Here is a 14,238-nt window from a genome sequence, read left to right on the forward strand (position 1 = left end):
CAGGGCATATGCTGAACACGCTCTCAGGGCGCTTTCTTATTCTGACCACGGTCTTCGTCATGCTGGCCGAGGTGCTGATCTTCGTGCCCTCCATTGCCCGTTTCCGCGAAGACTACCTCCGCGACCATCTCGAACGCGCCCAGATCGCATCGCTGGCGCTGCTCGCCGACGACATGCTCGAAGTCGATCTCGAACGCGAACTGCTGCAGAACGCCGAGGTCTTCAACGTCGTGCTGCGCCGGGACGAGGTGCGCCAGCTCATGCTCTCATCGCCGATCCCGAAACCGGTCGCCGAAACCTACGATCTGCGCGCTTCCGGGCCGCTGACCCTGATCGGCGACGCGCTGACCCAGCTCTTCGTCGCCGACAACCGGATCATCCGCGTCATCGGCGCCCCGGTCCGCGACGCCGGCCTTCTGATCGAGATCACCATGGAGACGAAACCGCTGCGCACCGCCATGGTCGATTATGGCCTGCGCATCCTCGTTCTCTCGGCGGTGATCTCGATCTTCACCGCCATCCTGCTGTTCATCGCCGTCCGCGTCTTCCTGGTCACGCCCATCAAGGGCGTGGTCGGCAACATGAAGCGCTATGCCGCCGCGCCAGAAGATGCGCGCAGCATCATCCGGCCGCACGCCGTCCTGCGCGAGCTGCGCGAGGCGGAAGAGGCACTTTCCTCGCTCCAGACCGAACTCACCCACGCTCTCAAGCAGAAAGAGCGCCTGGCCCAGCTTGGCGGTGCGGTGGCCCGGGTCAGTCACGACCTGCGCAACATCCTCACCTCGGCCCAGCTCTTCACCGACCGCATCGAGACCAGCGAAGACCCGCTGGTGCGCCGCATGGCGCCCAAACTGGTCAATTCGATCACCCGCGCCGTATCGCTGTGCGAAAGCACCCTTGCCTTCGGGCGCGCGGAAGAGCCGGCCCCGACGTTGACCATGGTGCGCCTGATCAGCGTGGCGCAGGACGTGCTCGACAGCGAAAGCATCACCTATCCCGAAGGCGCGGTGACACTCGCCTGCGACATCCCGCCCGACCTGACCCTGCGCGCCGACCCCGAGCAGCTGTTCCGCGTGATTCTGAACCTCGTGCGCAACTCGGGCCAGGCTATCGCCGCCACGGGCCAGCCGGGAACCGTTACCGTCTCGGCCCGTGAGGGCGACAAGGCCTGGACCATCACCGTCGCCGACACCGGCCCCGGCCTTCCCCCCAAGGCCCGCGAGCATCTCTTCAAGGCCTTCCAGGGCGGCACCCGCAAGGGCGGCTCGGGCCTTGGCCTCGTCATAGCAGCCGAACTGATCCGCGGCCACGGCGGAACGCTCGACCTCGAACACTCGGATTCCACCGGCACGCGCTTCCGCATCACCCTGCCGAAAGACGATGGCACGATTTAGTGCGAAACCGCTCTTGCATTGCTCCGAAGGCTTGTCTACATGCAGCCCTCAGTGGACCGATAGCTCAGCTGGATAGAGTACTTGACTACGAATCAAGGGGTCGGGGGTTCGAATCCTCCTCGGTCCGCCACTGATTTCAAGGGCTTGGAGGGTGCCGCCTCCAGGCCCTTTCCTTTCCGCTCATAGCGTGTCGATAGCCCACACCGCCTGACCGGGCGGGCACAAACGCGGCGCGCGATCGTGAGAGCGACCAACCAACGCGCCCAGGGCTCAGGCCAGCGGACGCACCCTGAAAGGTTTGGCGATCTCGATCTGCCTCGCAGCCTGCAATACCAGCGCGTCCTCCCCCAGCCGCCCGACGATCTGCGATCCCACCGGCAGCCCCTCCGGCGTGTGGTGAACCGGCAGCACGACGGCAGGGAGGCCACTGGCATTGAACGGAGCCGAGAAGGGGCTCAGCTCGAACAGACGAGTCAGGAAGCCGTCCAGGTCGGTCGAGGTCATCGGCAGCGACTTGTGCGGCAACGGGGGTGTCGCTGTGGCCGGCGTGACCATCAGATCGAACCGTTGGAAGTAGGCCGCCAGGCGTCGCACCTCGCGGTTGATCACCGCTGTCCGCATCAGGTGATCAGAGAGGGACACGCTTCGCGAGTAACGCAGTGCAGCGCGGGTCATCGGCTCCAGCCCGGCCAGCTCCGCTTCGCCCAGATCGCCGGCGCCGGGATAGAGCCCGGCCAGGGAAGCCAGCAGCACGCGGATCATCGCATCGGTCAATGCGTGAACGTCGAACGCGGGCATCGCCTCCTCTACCTCATGCCCAAGCCCCTCCAGCAGGGCGCCGGTCATCCTGGCAGCTTCTGCACAGGTCGGATCGACCGGCTTTCCGTCGAACCGCGTGGTCACCAGCCCGATCCGCAGCTTGCCTGGCGCCCGTTTGATCAGTCTTTCGAAGGGCTCGGAGGGCTTTGCCGTGAAATAGGGTGCTCCCGTGTCAGGTCCGGACGTCACGTCAAGAATCGCGGCACTGTCGCGCACGCTGACCGTGACCGCATGTTCGTGACTGATCCCGTGATTGGGGTCGCCCCGGTGCGGCCCGAAGGGATTCAGCGCCCGGCTCGGCTTGAACCCGACCAGCCCGTTGAAGGCCGCCGGAATTCGGATCGACCCGGCGCTGTCTGTTGCATGGGCTGCGGGCATCATCCCGCTGGCCACGGCGGCACCGGCGCCCCCGCTCGACCCGCCCGCGCCCCGATCCGGGTCCCAGGGATTGCGCGTCAGGCCCCAGGCCGCGCTGTCGGTCTCCATCGTGAGCCCGAACTCGGGCGAGGCGCTGCGCCCCAGAAATCCGAACCCCGCCGCGCGCAGCCGCCCGACCAGTGTCGAATCGAAATCGAAAACCGCGCCCTTGAACCGTTCCGAACCGTTGGAAAGTGGCAACCCCCGCACCGGCGCGTGCAGGTCCTTGATCAGATAGGGCATTCCCAGGAATCGCGGCTGGTCCCCCTGCGCCACCCGCGCGTCCAGCGCGTCCAGCGCCTCTTCGAAGTGCGTAACGACCACCGCGTTGACGCGCGGGTTCTGCGCCTCGATCTCGCGAATTGCCGTCTCAAGCACCTCGCGCGGGCTCACCTCGCCCCGGCCCGCCAGATCGGCAAGCCCCACCAGGTCCAGCCCGATCCATTCCTCGCGCGTCAGCATGTTCAGTCCTCCAGAGGCAGCCCGCCGCCGCCGGTCACGATATTCAGAAGCGTAGCGTCCTCGTCCGAGACCGAGATCAGCGCATGCCCCATGCCGGCGTCGTAATAGGCGCTGTCGCCGGCTTCGAGGCGGATCGGCGCATAGAGATCCGAGTGCAGCTCCACCGCACCCGTCAGGACAAAGACCAGCTCCTCGCCGGGATGCGAAACCAGATGCTCGAACTCCGTGACATCCCGCGCCTTCACCACGACCACAGTCGCGTCGATCAACTTCTGCTTAAGCCCCATCGCCAGCGGTTCGTAGATATAGGTCGCCGCGTCATAGCCCACCCTCTCGGCCGCTCGCGTCACGTCCAGGCGGCCCATCACCTGAACCGGCTTCTTTGCGGCGGTCTGGTCGCCGTCCAGCAGGGTCGACAGATCCACCTCCAGCCCGCGCGCCAGTTTCAGCAATCCGTCGAAAGTGGGCGACAGGTTTGAATTCTCGATCTTCGAGATGGTCGAACTAGCCATGCCAGCCCGATCAGCCACTTGTTGCAGCGTCAGCCCCTTCCCACGCCGCAGGGTCCGCACCTTTTCTCCGAAGGCGCTCAGCGCATCCAGCGTGCTTTCGTCTTCCGTCTTTCGGATCATCAATATTTCCCATTGGAAATTTATCGCTTGACATATTGCGTATACGAAAGTGACGATCGCGGCAAGGAGCTTGTCCATGGCCTTCGGTCTCATCACGGCGTTTGTCGCGCTCGCCATCGCCGGCGGGGTGGCGATCAGCTATGTCGCTGGCTCGGCCGCCGTGCTTGCCTTCCTGGCCAGCGGCTACGGCAATTACCTCGCGATCATGCCCCAGCGCATCTTCAGCCAGATCGACGTGTTCACCTTCCTCTCCATGCCGCTGTTCATCCTGGCCGGAGAGATGATGACCCGGGGCGGCGTGACCGGCGCCCTGATCGACCTCGCCATGCTGATCGTCGGCCGCATGAAGGGCGGGCTGGGATACGTGAACATCGCCGCGTCGGTGTTCCTCGCCGGTATTTCGGGGTCCGCCGTTGCAGATGCGGCCGCCACCACCAAGACCCTCGTGCCGGCGATGGTCGACCGCGGCTATCGCCTGGACTTCGCCGCCGCGCTCACCGCTGCCAGCTGCGTAATCGGCCCGATCATCCCGCCCTCCATCGTGATGATCTTCTACGGCGCGCTGATGAACGTCTCGGTCGCGGCCATGTTCGCGGGCGGCATCGTGCCCGGCCTGCTGATGGCGCTGTTCCTGTTCGCCTACAACGCCTGGTGCGCCCGGCGCGAGGATCACCCCGGCGGGGCAGGGGTCGTACTGCCGCCTGTGCGTCCGACCATTGCCCGCGCGCTTCCTGCCCTGCTGATTCCCGTCGTCATCGTCGGCGGCATCGTCTTCGGCGTCGTCACCCCGACCGAGGCTGCGGCGCTGGCCGTCGCGATCACCGCCGTCTTGGTCTTCGCCTATCGCCTGATGGAGCGTGACCGCCCGGCCAACGCCCTGCGCCACCTGTTCTCCGAAGGATCGCGCGCTGTGGAAAGTGCCCTGATGCTGACCGGCTCGATCTTCATGATCCTCTTCGCCGCCGCCATCTTCGGCTATCTCATCGGCATCATGCGCCTGCCCGAGGCGATTGCCGCAACGGTCACCAATCTCGACCTCAGCGCCACCACCTATTTCCTCCTCGCCAGCGCCATCATGTTCGCCGCCGGCATGGTGATGGACGTGACCATGGCGCTGGTGCTCATGGTGCCCGTGCTGATCCCTGCCGCCATTGCTGCGGGGGCCGATCCGGTGCACGTCGGCGTGGTCAGCTGCCTCAATCTCACGCTGGGCCTGATCTCGCCACCCTTCGGCGGTATTCTGATGGTCATCTCGGCCGCCAGCGGCACCACCTATCTGCGCCTGTCCTTGGCCATCCTGCCCTTTCTCGCGGTGCAGGTCGTCCTGCTCGTGCTGCTGATCCTCGTCCCCGACCTGACTCTGGCACTGCCCCGCCTTCTGGGCCTCGTAAATTGAACAACAAACTCAATCCAAAGGGAGATAGACATGTTTGACTTGCCCAAGACCGCCTCCGCAATCGCCCTCGGCCTCGCGCTGGCGTCCCCCGCCGCCGCTGAGGAAGTCCGCATCGCGGTCCAGTGCCCGGCCGTCCCGGCCTGTGCCGACTGGGTCTATGCCGAGGACTTCGCCGCCGCCCTGCGCGAGGGCGGGATGGAGGCCACCGTCTTTGCCGGCGCAAGCCTCGGCAAGGACCCCGAAATCGTCGACCAGCTGTCGCAGGGTCTGCTGCAGTTCGGGGTCACCAACTTCGTGATGATCGCCCAGGTCGATCCCCGCATCATCGGCTTCCTCGCCCCCTATGTCTTCGAGAATTCGCGCCAGTTCTTCCGCGCCACGCAGGACGTGGACAGCCCGCTGCTGGATGGCATCCGCGAGAAAATGGAGGCGCAGGGCATAAAGGTTGCCGGGCTGCCCGGCCTCGGCGGGCAGATGGGCCTGTTCAACTCCAAGAAGGACGTCACCTCGGTCGACGACCTTGCCGACCTGCGCCTGCGCGCGATTGACGCCAATCAGGTCAAGCTGTTCGAGGCCTGGGGCACCCAGGGTGTCGTCGTCGACATGCCGGAATTCGCGGGCGCCGTGCAGCAGGGAATCGTCGATGGCTACTTCAACCCGCCCGCCGTGCCGCTGATCTTCAAGCACACCGAGTTCCTCACCCATTTCACCGACCTCCGCGCCGGTACGCCCTTCCGCGCCGCGCTGATGTCGGCCGACTGGTACGACGGTCTGGGCGAGGCCGAGAAGAAGACCGTCGATGATGCCATCGCGGCCGCCAACGCCAAGAACCGCGAATGGACTTTCGCGGCCGAAAAGGCCGAACTCGGAATGCTCGAAAAGGCCGGCGTCACCGTGGTCACTCCCACGCCCGAAGCTCTGGCCGAATTCAAACGCCGCAGCCAGGAGGCCTGGGACACGCTGATGCCCGAAGGCTCGGTCGCCGACATGCAGGCCCTCGCCGACGCTTCGAAGGAATGAACCGCATCGAACGGCTGAGCGCGGGGCTCGACAGGGTCTGTCTCGCGCTGGCCAAGGCCGGGCTGATCGGCATCGCGCTCACGATCCTGCTCCAGGTGGCTGTCCGATATGGCCTGCGCAGCCCCTTCGCCTGGACCGAGGAACTGGCCCGCTACCTGATGATCTGGAGCGGCCTGCTCGGGGCCACCTGCGCCTTCCGGCGCGGGCTGGACCCGGTCATTCTCTCGGTTCACGCGCAGTCCTCGCCAGGGCTGCAGAGGCTCGCGCGGGGGATGCTCGCGCTGGCCGTCGTGATCTTCCTGCTGCCGATGCTGCACTATTCCCTCTTCGGTCCCGGATGGAACATCGAACGCGGCTTCCTCTGGCGCGGCGCTGGTCGCAGCTCTCCGGGGCTCGGCCTCAACATGGCGCTGGTCGGGGCGGTGATCCCGATCACCTGTCTCGTCATCCTGACACATTGCGCGGCCCGGGTGACCGGCCCCTTCGCGCCCCCGAAAGGCATTCCCGAATGAAGGTCATCACCGCCCCGCAGGTGCTCGGCCGCATCTCCGTCGCCGAACTCGTTCCGGTGATGGAGCAGACGATGCGCGACGTCTCGGCCGGTAACGCCCTGCATCCGCCCCGCTTCGCCATCCCGATCAATGACGCCGGGCGCATGGGCCTGATGTATGGCGCCCTGCGAACGCCGGCGGTCCATGGCGTCAAGGTGCTCAGCCTCTATCCCGATGCGGCGCGCCACGGCTTGTCCAGCCATCAGGGCTTTGTCCTGCTGTTCGAAAGCGCTCTGGGCCAGCCGGTTGCCGCCATCGAGGCCGACGCCCTGACCGCTCTGCGCACCGCCGCCGTTTCCATGTTGGCCACCCGTGTATTGGCCCGGCCCGCGCCGCTGGTCTTCACCATCTGCGGTGCAGGCGAACAGGCCGAATGGCACCTGCGCGGCGTGCTGGAATGCTTCGCGCCGGAAGAGATCCGCCTCTGGGCCCGCCGACCCGAAGCGGCGCGCACTCTGGCCAGCCATTTCCCCGAGGCCGCGATCCAGGTTGTCGAGGACCTCGCCGTGGCGATCCGTGGGGCCGATGTCGTCACCACCACCACCTCGGCCCGCGCGCCCTTCCTCGCAGGAGCGCTGCTCGAGCCGGGGCAGCACATCAACCTCGTCGGCGCCAGCCTGGCGGACTCGCGTGAAATCGACGATGCCGGGGTGGCGCGCCTCACGATGTTCACCGACTCGCTGGAAAGCTCCGGCCGCGAGTCCGGCGAAATCCTCGGTGCCAGGGCATCCGGCGCCATCGCGGATGACTATCCGCTGCACGAAATCGGCGCGGTTCTGGCGGGCGACGCGCAGGGCAGGACGGAGGTCGACCAGATCACCGCCTACAAGTCGCACGGCCTCATCGCCCAGGATCTGGCCGCCGGCTGGCACATCGCCCGGGCGCTGGGCTGACCGCGAACGACAGCGCGGTCAGCCGCAAGCCTCAGCCCTGCGCGCCGTTCTTCCGGTTCCAGCGCACCGATGACCAGAAGGCCAGCCCGATCAGGCAGGCGCCGCCCAGCCCGGTCAGAACTTCGGGGATGTGATACAGCGATTGCGCATACATGATCACCGAAAGGATCAGGATCGCATAGAACGCCCCGTGCTCCAGATACTGGTAATGCGCCAGCGTGCGCTTCTCCACCAGCATCACGGTCATCGAACGGACATACATCGCGCCCACGCCCAGGCCGATGGCGATGACGAACAGGTTCTGCGACAACGCAAAGGCCCCGATCACCCCGTCGAACGAGAACGAGGCATCCAGCACCTCGAGATAGAGAAACGCGCCGAGCCCGCCCTGTGCGGCGGCGGCGGTCGCCGCCTGCTTGCGGTCCAGCACCTGGCCCAGAACCTCGACCGCAAGGAAGGTCAGCAGGCCCCAGACGCCGGCTTTCAGGAACACCGGCACATCGGCCGGCGCCTGCAGGTTCGAACATCCGACCAGGATTGCCAGAACGATGGCGATCTCGATCCCCCGAACCGAGGAATACCGCGCCGCCCAGCTTTCCAGCTGCCGCACCCAATGCACCTCCTTCTCGTGATCGAAGAAGAAGTTCAGCGCCACCATCATCAGGAAGGTGCCACCAAAGGCCGCAATCGGCAGATGCGCCCCCTTCATGATCTCGGCATAGCGGTCCGGTTGCGATGCCGCCAGAACCAGCGCTTCAATCGGGCCCACCTTCCCGGCGATCACCACGATCAGCACCGGAAACACGATGCGCATTCCGAAAACCGCGATCAGGATGCCCCAGGTCAGGAACCGCCGCTGCCAGAGCGGCGACATGGTCTTGAGCTTGTTGGCGTTGACGATGGCGTTGTCGAAGGACAGCGAAATCTCCAACACCGACAGCACTGCGACGATGAACAGCACCGACATCGTGCCGCCCAGCGTTCCGGTCATCGTCCAGCCCAGCCAGGCGCCCAGCCCAAGCCCCGCGGCGGTCACCACAAAGGCCCATGCGAAATACGACGCAATCGTCCTCTGCCCAGCCACGCCGCCCGTCACGTCTGCACCTGCGCACACGCCGAAAGCGGCCGCCCCGGGCCGCAGGAATTCAACGAAATCATAAAGTTATGCCGTCTGCGGCTTTTCCCTTGGTCTGCGCCGACATCGCAAGAGTGCCGCACAACTCTTGCCAGAGGGGCCCGGTCGCCGCCAACCCGAATCGCCGAAGCGGCCGGATCAGGATGGGCCAGAACCTAGGGTCCCCATTTCCAAACTGCAAGGCGCAGCACTGGCGCCGCACGCCACCTCACTCCGCGCCCACCAGTGCGAAAGCCGCCCAATAGGACGGATGATGGTGCAGCGCCGGACGGCCAGGGTCGTCCAGAATGTCCAGCACCGAGCGCCGCAGCGCTTCGGAGAACCGCAGCCCGGGGTCGCGGTCCAGCGCGGTGAACAGCCCCGTTGTCACATCCACCGCCGCCTCGGAATAGACAGCCCAATGCGTCACCAGCAGATTGCGCGCGCCCGCCTGAAAGAAGGCCCGTGCCAGACCCGACAGCCCATCCTGGCCGGTATCCCCGCCGGCGGCGGTATTGCAGGCCGAGAGAACGACCAGCTGCGCATCCAGATCCAGCCCCGCGATCTCCCCGGCGGTCAGCAGCCCGTCGTCTTCCAACGTCGCAACTGCCGGCGGTGTCAGAACCAGCCCCGGCGCGGTGGCGCCCGTCTCGCCCGCCGTCAGCCCGTGCGTGGCAAAGACCAGCACGTCGGCCCCGCGCAAGAAGCCCTCCGCATCCATCGCCTTGACCCGAGTCTCGGTCGCCGCATCGCCCAGCACCAGGTCGCCGGCGCCGCCAAAGGCATCTCGGATCGCCTCCAACTCGCAGACCGAATCCGGCAGCCGGGGCAGGGCGGCCAGCCAGGTCACATCCGCCAGCGGCACCGCGCGTGCCGCCGCAGCGTGCAGCACGGCGCCGCCCGACGGCGCGGCCCGCAGCGCGGCCACCGCGATATCGCCGCAACGGGCCGGCGGCGCATGGCCGATCACCGGATCGCCAAAGCCCACCATGTGTTCCATCCGCCGTGGCAGCCGGTCCTGCGCCCGCAACGCCCGCAGGCTGTAGATCGCCGGCAGAACCGAAATCGCATGATCCCGGATCAGCCAGTGGACATCGGCCAGCCCGCCCGACCACTCGGCCGACACCGGCAGCGCCTCGAACGGCAGGCGCAGCAGATCCGGCGGCGGCGCGATGATCAGATGGGGATAGTCCGCCATCTCGTCCGCAAGGTCCCCGAACAGATCGGCAAACAGTGCATGGGCCGCCGCCACATTGAAATGATCTTCCGCCCGTGGTTTCGGTCCGCTTGCCGCCATCGCGCCGCGCAGGCCCGCCGCCCCGCCACCCCGGCAGCCCGGATCGCTGACCGCCACGTCGCAGCGGAAGGCCTGAATTCGCCGGTTCAGCGCGCCCCGGCTCGCCTCGCCCATGCGGGCGATATGCACACCGTCGCGCGTCACCCCGATCACATGGTTCGCCGGCCCCTCCAGCCCGGCGATCCGCCCCGGCGTAAGCCCTGGCAAGAGGAAGGTCACCAACATCTCGTCCGGCGCCAGCAGGGCCTGGACCTCGGCCAGCGGCAGCGGTTCGATACTCCCAAGCCCCAGCGCATCCAGTCCCAGAGCGTCCAGCCGGCTGTCGACCCCGGCCATCTCTGCCGCCACCGCGGCAATCTCTTCAGCCAATGCGCCGGTGTCTTGTCCCGCCGCCTGAGCCCGCGACAGCCGCGCGGCCAGCCCCGCATGGGCCTCGGCAAGGTCCTGCCGCTGCCGCAGCAGGGCGCCTCGCGCGGGATCGTCCACCGCCAGCCGCGCTTCCAGCAGCGCGGTCGCCTCAGCCGATCTCGTCACCTGCGTCCATTGCAGCGCCTCGAAGGCCTCGGCCACCCCGGCGGCCGTCCGGTCGGGCCGGTCGATCAGCAGCCAGGCGAATTGTTCGAAATCCGGCGCCGCGGCGGCGAGGTCGTCGCGGTAGACCGGCGATTTGCGGGCCGCCACGACGCGGCGCAGCTCTGCGGTGGCGCCGGCGCGGTCGCCCTCGATCATCTCGACCCGCGCGAGGAAGCCGCGGGTGTGCAGGGCCTGGGGCACGACGTCGGGCAGGGCGGTGCGGTTGATCTCGACCGCTTCGCTGAGCAGCCGCCGAGCCGCTTTGCGCTCTCCTGCGACCATCAGCGTGTCGGCGGCATTGGACAGCGCCATGCTGTAATCGGCGTTGTCGGGCGGGGCCACCTCGCGCAGGGCGGCGATGGCGGTTTGCAGCGGCCCGGTGTCCGCGGTCGCGCCCGAGGCCAGCGCCATGTCGGCGATCTGGGTGCGCACCAGCTGGGCGCGGAAATCCGACGCGGTGCCGAGGGCGGTCTGCGCCTTGTCGATCTCGGCCCGGGCCAGCTCTTCGCGGCCGGTCCATTCGTAGAAGCGGGCCCGGTTCACCAGGCGGAGCGCGCGTTCTTCGGGGGTTTCGGGGTCCGGCTCTTGGGCCAGGGCCACCTCGCGGGCGGCGTCTGCCTTGGCATAGACCAGATCGGCGCGGGCGTATTCGCTGTTGAGGGCGAGGGCCCACGCCAGATCCTCGTAGAGGAGGAAAACCTGGCGGCGGCCCGCCTCGGTTTGCTCCAGGATCGAAGCGCCGACTTCGAGCGAGCGGATGGCGGCCGCGGTCTGGCCGAAATAGGCTTCGGCGCCGGCCAGGGTGCGCAGGGCCAGACCGATGCGCGGGTCCGCCCCGCTGTCGAAGGCGCTGGCGAAGAACAGCGCCTCGCGCACCGTTTCGAGGCGGTCCAGGGTGTCGATGTTGCCGCCCTCTGCCAGCGGCAGGGCGAGGGCCATGCGCTCTTCCACGAAGGCGCGCTCGGGCTCGGTCAGGGTGCCGAAGGACTTCCACGCCAGCAGTTGGGTGCGGGCGCGGGCGTAGTCGCCGATCTGGCTCAGCGCGAAATAGCGGTTGAACATCAGGTTGCGGATCGCGGTGTCGCGGTCGTCGAGGTCGTAGAAGGTGCGCAGGATGGTCAGCTGCGCCTCCAGAAGGGGGGCGACTTCGGTCCATTTCTCCTGCTCTTCCAGCGCGGTCACCTGCTGGCCGAGGCGACCGTAATACTGGCCGTAGACCGGGCGGATCAGCTCGGGAGCGACTGCGATCACCTCTTCGAAGGCGAGCGCGAAGCCGGTGTAGTCGCCGGCCGCGTAGAGCGCGTCGGCGACCATCTTTGCGGCCTGACCGTGCCACTGGGTGCCCCGCGCCATAGGCAGGGCAGAGCGGAACAGCTCCACCGCCTCTTCGGTTCGGCCCTGGCGGGAGAGGTGGTTGGCCAGTTGCATGCGGGCCAGCAGCGCCTCGACTGTGGTCGACCCGGCGGCGTCCTGGGCGGCGATCACCTCGCGCCAGAGCGCCTCGGCCGCGGCCATGTCGCCCCCGGTGGTGGAGGTGAGGAAGGCGGCATTGGACAGCGCGGTGGACCAGGCGGCGAGGTCGGAGGCGCCGTCTGGCGCGCGTGCGAGTTCCACCGCCTCTGCGGCGATCTTCCGGGCGCCTTCGGCGTCGCCGGCGGAAAAGGCGGCCTGGGCGCGGCTGTTGACCTCGGCCAGGGTCTCGGCATCTGCGGTCCCGGCGCAGGACAGCGCCAGGACGAGGGCGAGGACCCGGCGCATGCGCCTCACATCCCCGATGGCACGACCTGCAACCCCGCCATCTGCCAGGCGGTGATGCCGCCGCGATACCAGTAGACGTTGGCGAACCCGGCATTCACCACGCGCAGGGTTGCGTTGTAGCTCAGCCAGCAATGCGGGTCCGAACAATAGATCACGATGGGCAGATCGCGCCGCCCGCCGGTGATCTGGTTCAGCCACTGGCTCGCCTGCTGCTGCGTGCGGTCCTGGAAGTTCCCGGGCGAGGCCAAGGCCGGCGCCATCAGCGCCCGCGGCAGGCTGTATTGCCCGCCCAGCACGTCGATGAGCACCATCTGCTGCCCCGAGGCAATGGCCCCGGCCAGCGCGGCCGTCGACACCGCATTGGCCCCCGGTATCGCCGTCGGCGTCGGCGCATGCATCTGTCCCTGTCGCAACAGGTTGGTGGGCTGCACCCCGAAGTCGCGGGATTCAAAGGCAAAGATCTGCGGATCGACGCCGCCGGTATTCGGCTGCGGCTGTTGCTGATAGGGTTGTGGCTGCGGTTGCGGCTGCACATTGACCACCGGCGGCTGCGGTTGCTGGTAAGGCTGCGGCTGTTGCGTCACCCCCGGCTGCTCGTCGGTCCCGAAGGTCCCGCCAAAGTTGTCCCCTCCCGGCGCCGGGGCCTGCCCTTGGGGCGGCAATTGCACCGGCGCCGTCGGCTGGCCATCGAACGACCCGCCGAACCCGCCACCCCCCGGCGCGGGCACCGGCTGTTGCTGCACAGGTGCAGGTGCCTGGCCACCGCTATCGAAGGATCCGCCGAACCCGCTCTGCGCGCCCGCCGCCGAAGCGGTCAGAGCCGCGACCACACAGAAAACCGACCGCATGAACATGGCGCTAACCCCGGACATGGCGTGCGATCCAGTCGAAATAGGCCGGTATCCGGGTATAGACGCCATACAGGCTCTCATGCCCGCAGGCCGACTTCGCTCCGATGGGCGACCGGTTCCAGCTGACGATCCCAACCTGGAGCCACTGGCCGTTCTGCTGCTTCACCATCAGCGGCCCGCCGCTGTCGCCATTGCACATCGTGCGCTGCCCCGAAGGCGTGCCCGCGCAGATCATGCCCGGGCTCAGCGCCGGTCCGATCTCCTTGGTCAGGATCGCATAGGCCTGCTCCAGGTTCTCCATCGGAATGCCGTTGGCCTGTCCGACCCCCAGCAGAAAGCCTCCCATGTCCCGCTTGGTCTGCTCGGCCATTCCAGCGTTGCAGGTCGCATTCGGAACGATGTCGATATCGGTCTCCATCAGCTGATAGGGGAACTTGCCGTCCTCCATCATGCCCCAGCCGATCACCATAGCCGGACCGGCCGGCACCTCTGTCCCCTGCGGCGCGATGGAAATCGCGCCCACCGGCCCCGAGGCCTGCTGTATCGGCTCGGCCAGTTGCACCAGCGCCACATCGTTGTCGATCCGCTTGGGGTCGTAGTCCTCGTGCACGATCACCCGTGCCACCGGGCGGTAATCGCCCTCGCGCACATCGACGGCGCTGGTATGCACCAGCACATCCGCCGCCTGTGTTGGTGATCCGTCCGGCTTGACCAGGCAATGCGCCGCCGTCAGCACCCATTGCCGCGCGATCAGAGAGCCGCCGCAGAACTGCGACTGGAACCGCGCCTCGGGCGTGCCTTCGCCCGCCTTGTTGGCATCATGCAGCGAAACCTGCGCGGGCCAAGCCCCAGTCTGCGCCGCGCGTCCGCCAAAGATCCGCGCCGCCGTGTCGGCCTCGATCGCGCCCGCTTGCTCTTTGAGGCCCATCACATAGGCCTTCACCAGCACCTCGTCTCCCCCGGTGGGCACTGCCACGGCAGCCAGACTGGTCTGCTGCGCCGACACCGCCAAGGGCGCCAACGCGCCGGCCAGAGCCATCCCAAACATCCTTCGAAATCTC

11 protein-coding genes and 1 tRNA gene are annotated in these 14,238 nt (G+C 67.4%); 6 read left to right on the forward strand and 6 right to left on the reverse strand.

Annotation, left to right across the window (positions count from 1 at the left end):
- The first annotated feature begins 8 nt into the window (after nucleotides 1-8).
- Both ACFO5X_RS14750 and ACFO5X_RS14755 read left to right on the forward strand, forming a co-directional pair.
- Nucleotides 9-1,394 carry a sensor histidine kinase gene (locus tag ACFO5X_RS14750; protein WP_380718233.1) on the forward strand — a complete coding sequence of 462 codons (1,386 nt, stop codon included), beginning with the start codon at nucleotides 9-11 and terminating at the stop codon, nucleotides 1,392-1,394.
- 53 nt (nucleotides 1,395-1,447) lie between these two features.
- Nucleotides 1,448-1,524: transfer RNA gene (locus tag ACFO5X_RS14755), tRNA-Arg, on the forward strand.
- A gap of 140 nt (nucleotides 1,525-1,664) precedes the next feature.
- On the opposite strand, the gene ACFO5X_RS14760 is transcribed toward ACFO5X_RS14755, so the two are convergent.
- Together ACFO5X_RS14760 and ACFO5X_RS14765 are read right to left on the reverse strand one after the other, a co-directional pair.
- Complete coding sequence (locus ACFO5X_RS14760) at nucleotides 1,665-3,092, reverse strand: amidase (RefSeq protein WP_380718234.1); 1,428 nt, start codon at nucleotides 3,090-3,092, stop codon at nucleotides 1,665-1,667.
- A 2-nt stretch (nucleotides 3,093-3,094) separates the two neighbouring features.
- The gene (locus ACFO5X_RS14765; RefSeq protein ID WP_380718236.1) at nucleotides 3,095-3,724 is read right to left on the reverse strand and encodes a helix-turn-helix domain-containing protein; all 630 of its coding nucleotides are present in this window, start codon (nucleotides 3,722-3,724) and stop codon (nucleotides 3,095-3,097) included.
- Nucleotides 3,725-3,800: 76 nt separating this feature from the next.
- Here ACFO5X_RS14765 and ACFO5X_RS14770 point away from each other — a divergent pair, with 76 nt between their 5' ends.
- The 4 genes from ACFO5X_RS14770 to ACFO5X_RS14785 are packed head-to-tail and all read left to right on the forward strand — an operon-like array spanning nucleotide 3,801 to nucleotide 7,584.
- On the forward strand, nucleotides 3,801-5,120 hold the full coding sequence (locus tag ACFO5X_RS14770; protein WP_380718237.1) for a TRAP transporter large permease: 1,320 nt from the start codon (nucleotides 3,801-3,803) through the stop codon (nucleotides 5,118-5,120).
- A 30-nt stretch (nucleotides 5,121-5,150) separates the two neighbouring features.
- A complete protein-coding gene (locus ACFO5X_RS14775) occupies nucleotides 5,151-6,140 on the forward strand; it encodes a TRAP transporter substrate-binding protein (RefSeq protein WP_380718238.1) in 990 nt (329 codons plus the stop codon).
- Nucleotides 6,137-6,652 carry a TRAP transporter small permease gene (locus ACFO5X_RS14780; protein ID WP_380718239.1) on the forward strand — a complete coding sequence of 172 codons (516 nt, stop codon included), beginning with the start codon at nucleotides 6,137-6,139 and terminating at the stop codon, nucleotides 6,650-6,652. Before ACFO5X_RS14775 ends, ACFO5X_RS14780 begins: the two co-directional genes overlap by 4 nt.
- Complete coding sequence (locus ACFO5X_RS14785; protein ID WP_380718240.1) at nucleotides 6,649-7,584, forward strand: ornithine cyclodeaminase family protein; 936 nt, start codon at nucleotides 6,649-6,651, stop codon at nucleotides 7,582-7,584. Before ACFO5X_RS14780 ends, ACFO5X_RS14785 begins: the two co-directional genes overlap by 4 nt.
- A gap of 31 nt (nucleotides 7,585-7,615) precedes the next feature.
- Here ACFO5X_RS14785 and ACFO5X_RS14790 read toward each other — a convergent pair whose 3' ends face one another.
- From ACFO5X_RS14790 to ACFO5X_RS14805, 4 genes are all read right to left on the reverse strand, one after another.
- Nucleotides 7,616-8,668: a DUF475 domain-containing protein gene (locus tag ACFO5X_RS14790; RefSeq protein ID WP_380718241.1), complete on the reverse strand. Its 1,053-nt coding sequence runs from the start codon at nucleotides 8,666-8,668 to the stop codon at nucleotides 7,616-7,618.
- Between the two features lie 259 nt (nucleotides 8,669-8,927).
- Nucleotides 8,928-12,326 (reverse strand): CHAT domain-containing tetratricopeptide repeat protein, encoded by a 3,399-nt coding sequence (locus tag ACFO5X_RS14795; RefSeq protein ID WP_380718242.1) that lies wholly within the window; start codon nucleotides 12,324-12,326, stop codon nucleotides 8,928-8,930.
- A 5-nt stretch (nucleotides 12,327-12,331) separates the two neighbouring features.
- The gene (locus ACFO5X_RS14800) at nucleotides 12,332-13,198 is read right to left on the reverse strand and encodes a rhodanese-like domain-containing protein (RefSeq protein ID WP_380718243.1); all 867 of its coding nucleotides are present in this window, start codon (nucleotides 13,196-13,198) and stop codon (nucleotides 12,332-12,334) included.
- Nucleotides 13,185-14,216 carry a serine protease gene (locus ACFO5X_RS14805; RefSeq protein ID WP_380718244.1) on the reverse strand — a complete coding sequence of 344 codons (1,032 nt, stop codon included), beginning with the start codon at nucleotides 14,214-14,216 and terminating at the stop codon, nucleotides 13,185-13,187. The genes ACFO5X_RS14800 and ACFO5X_RS14805 overlap by 14 nt, the downstream gene beginning before the upstream one ends.
- Nucleotides 14,217-14,238 lie beyond the last annotated feature (22 nt).

The sequence above is a fragment of the Seohaeicola nanhaiensis genome, assembly GCF_042654245.1.
Taxonomy (GTDB): domain Bacteria; phylum Pseudomonadota; class Alphaproteobacteria; order Rhodobacterales; family Rhodobacteraceae; genus Seohaeicola_A; species Seohaeicola_A nanhaiensis.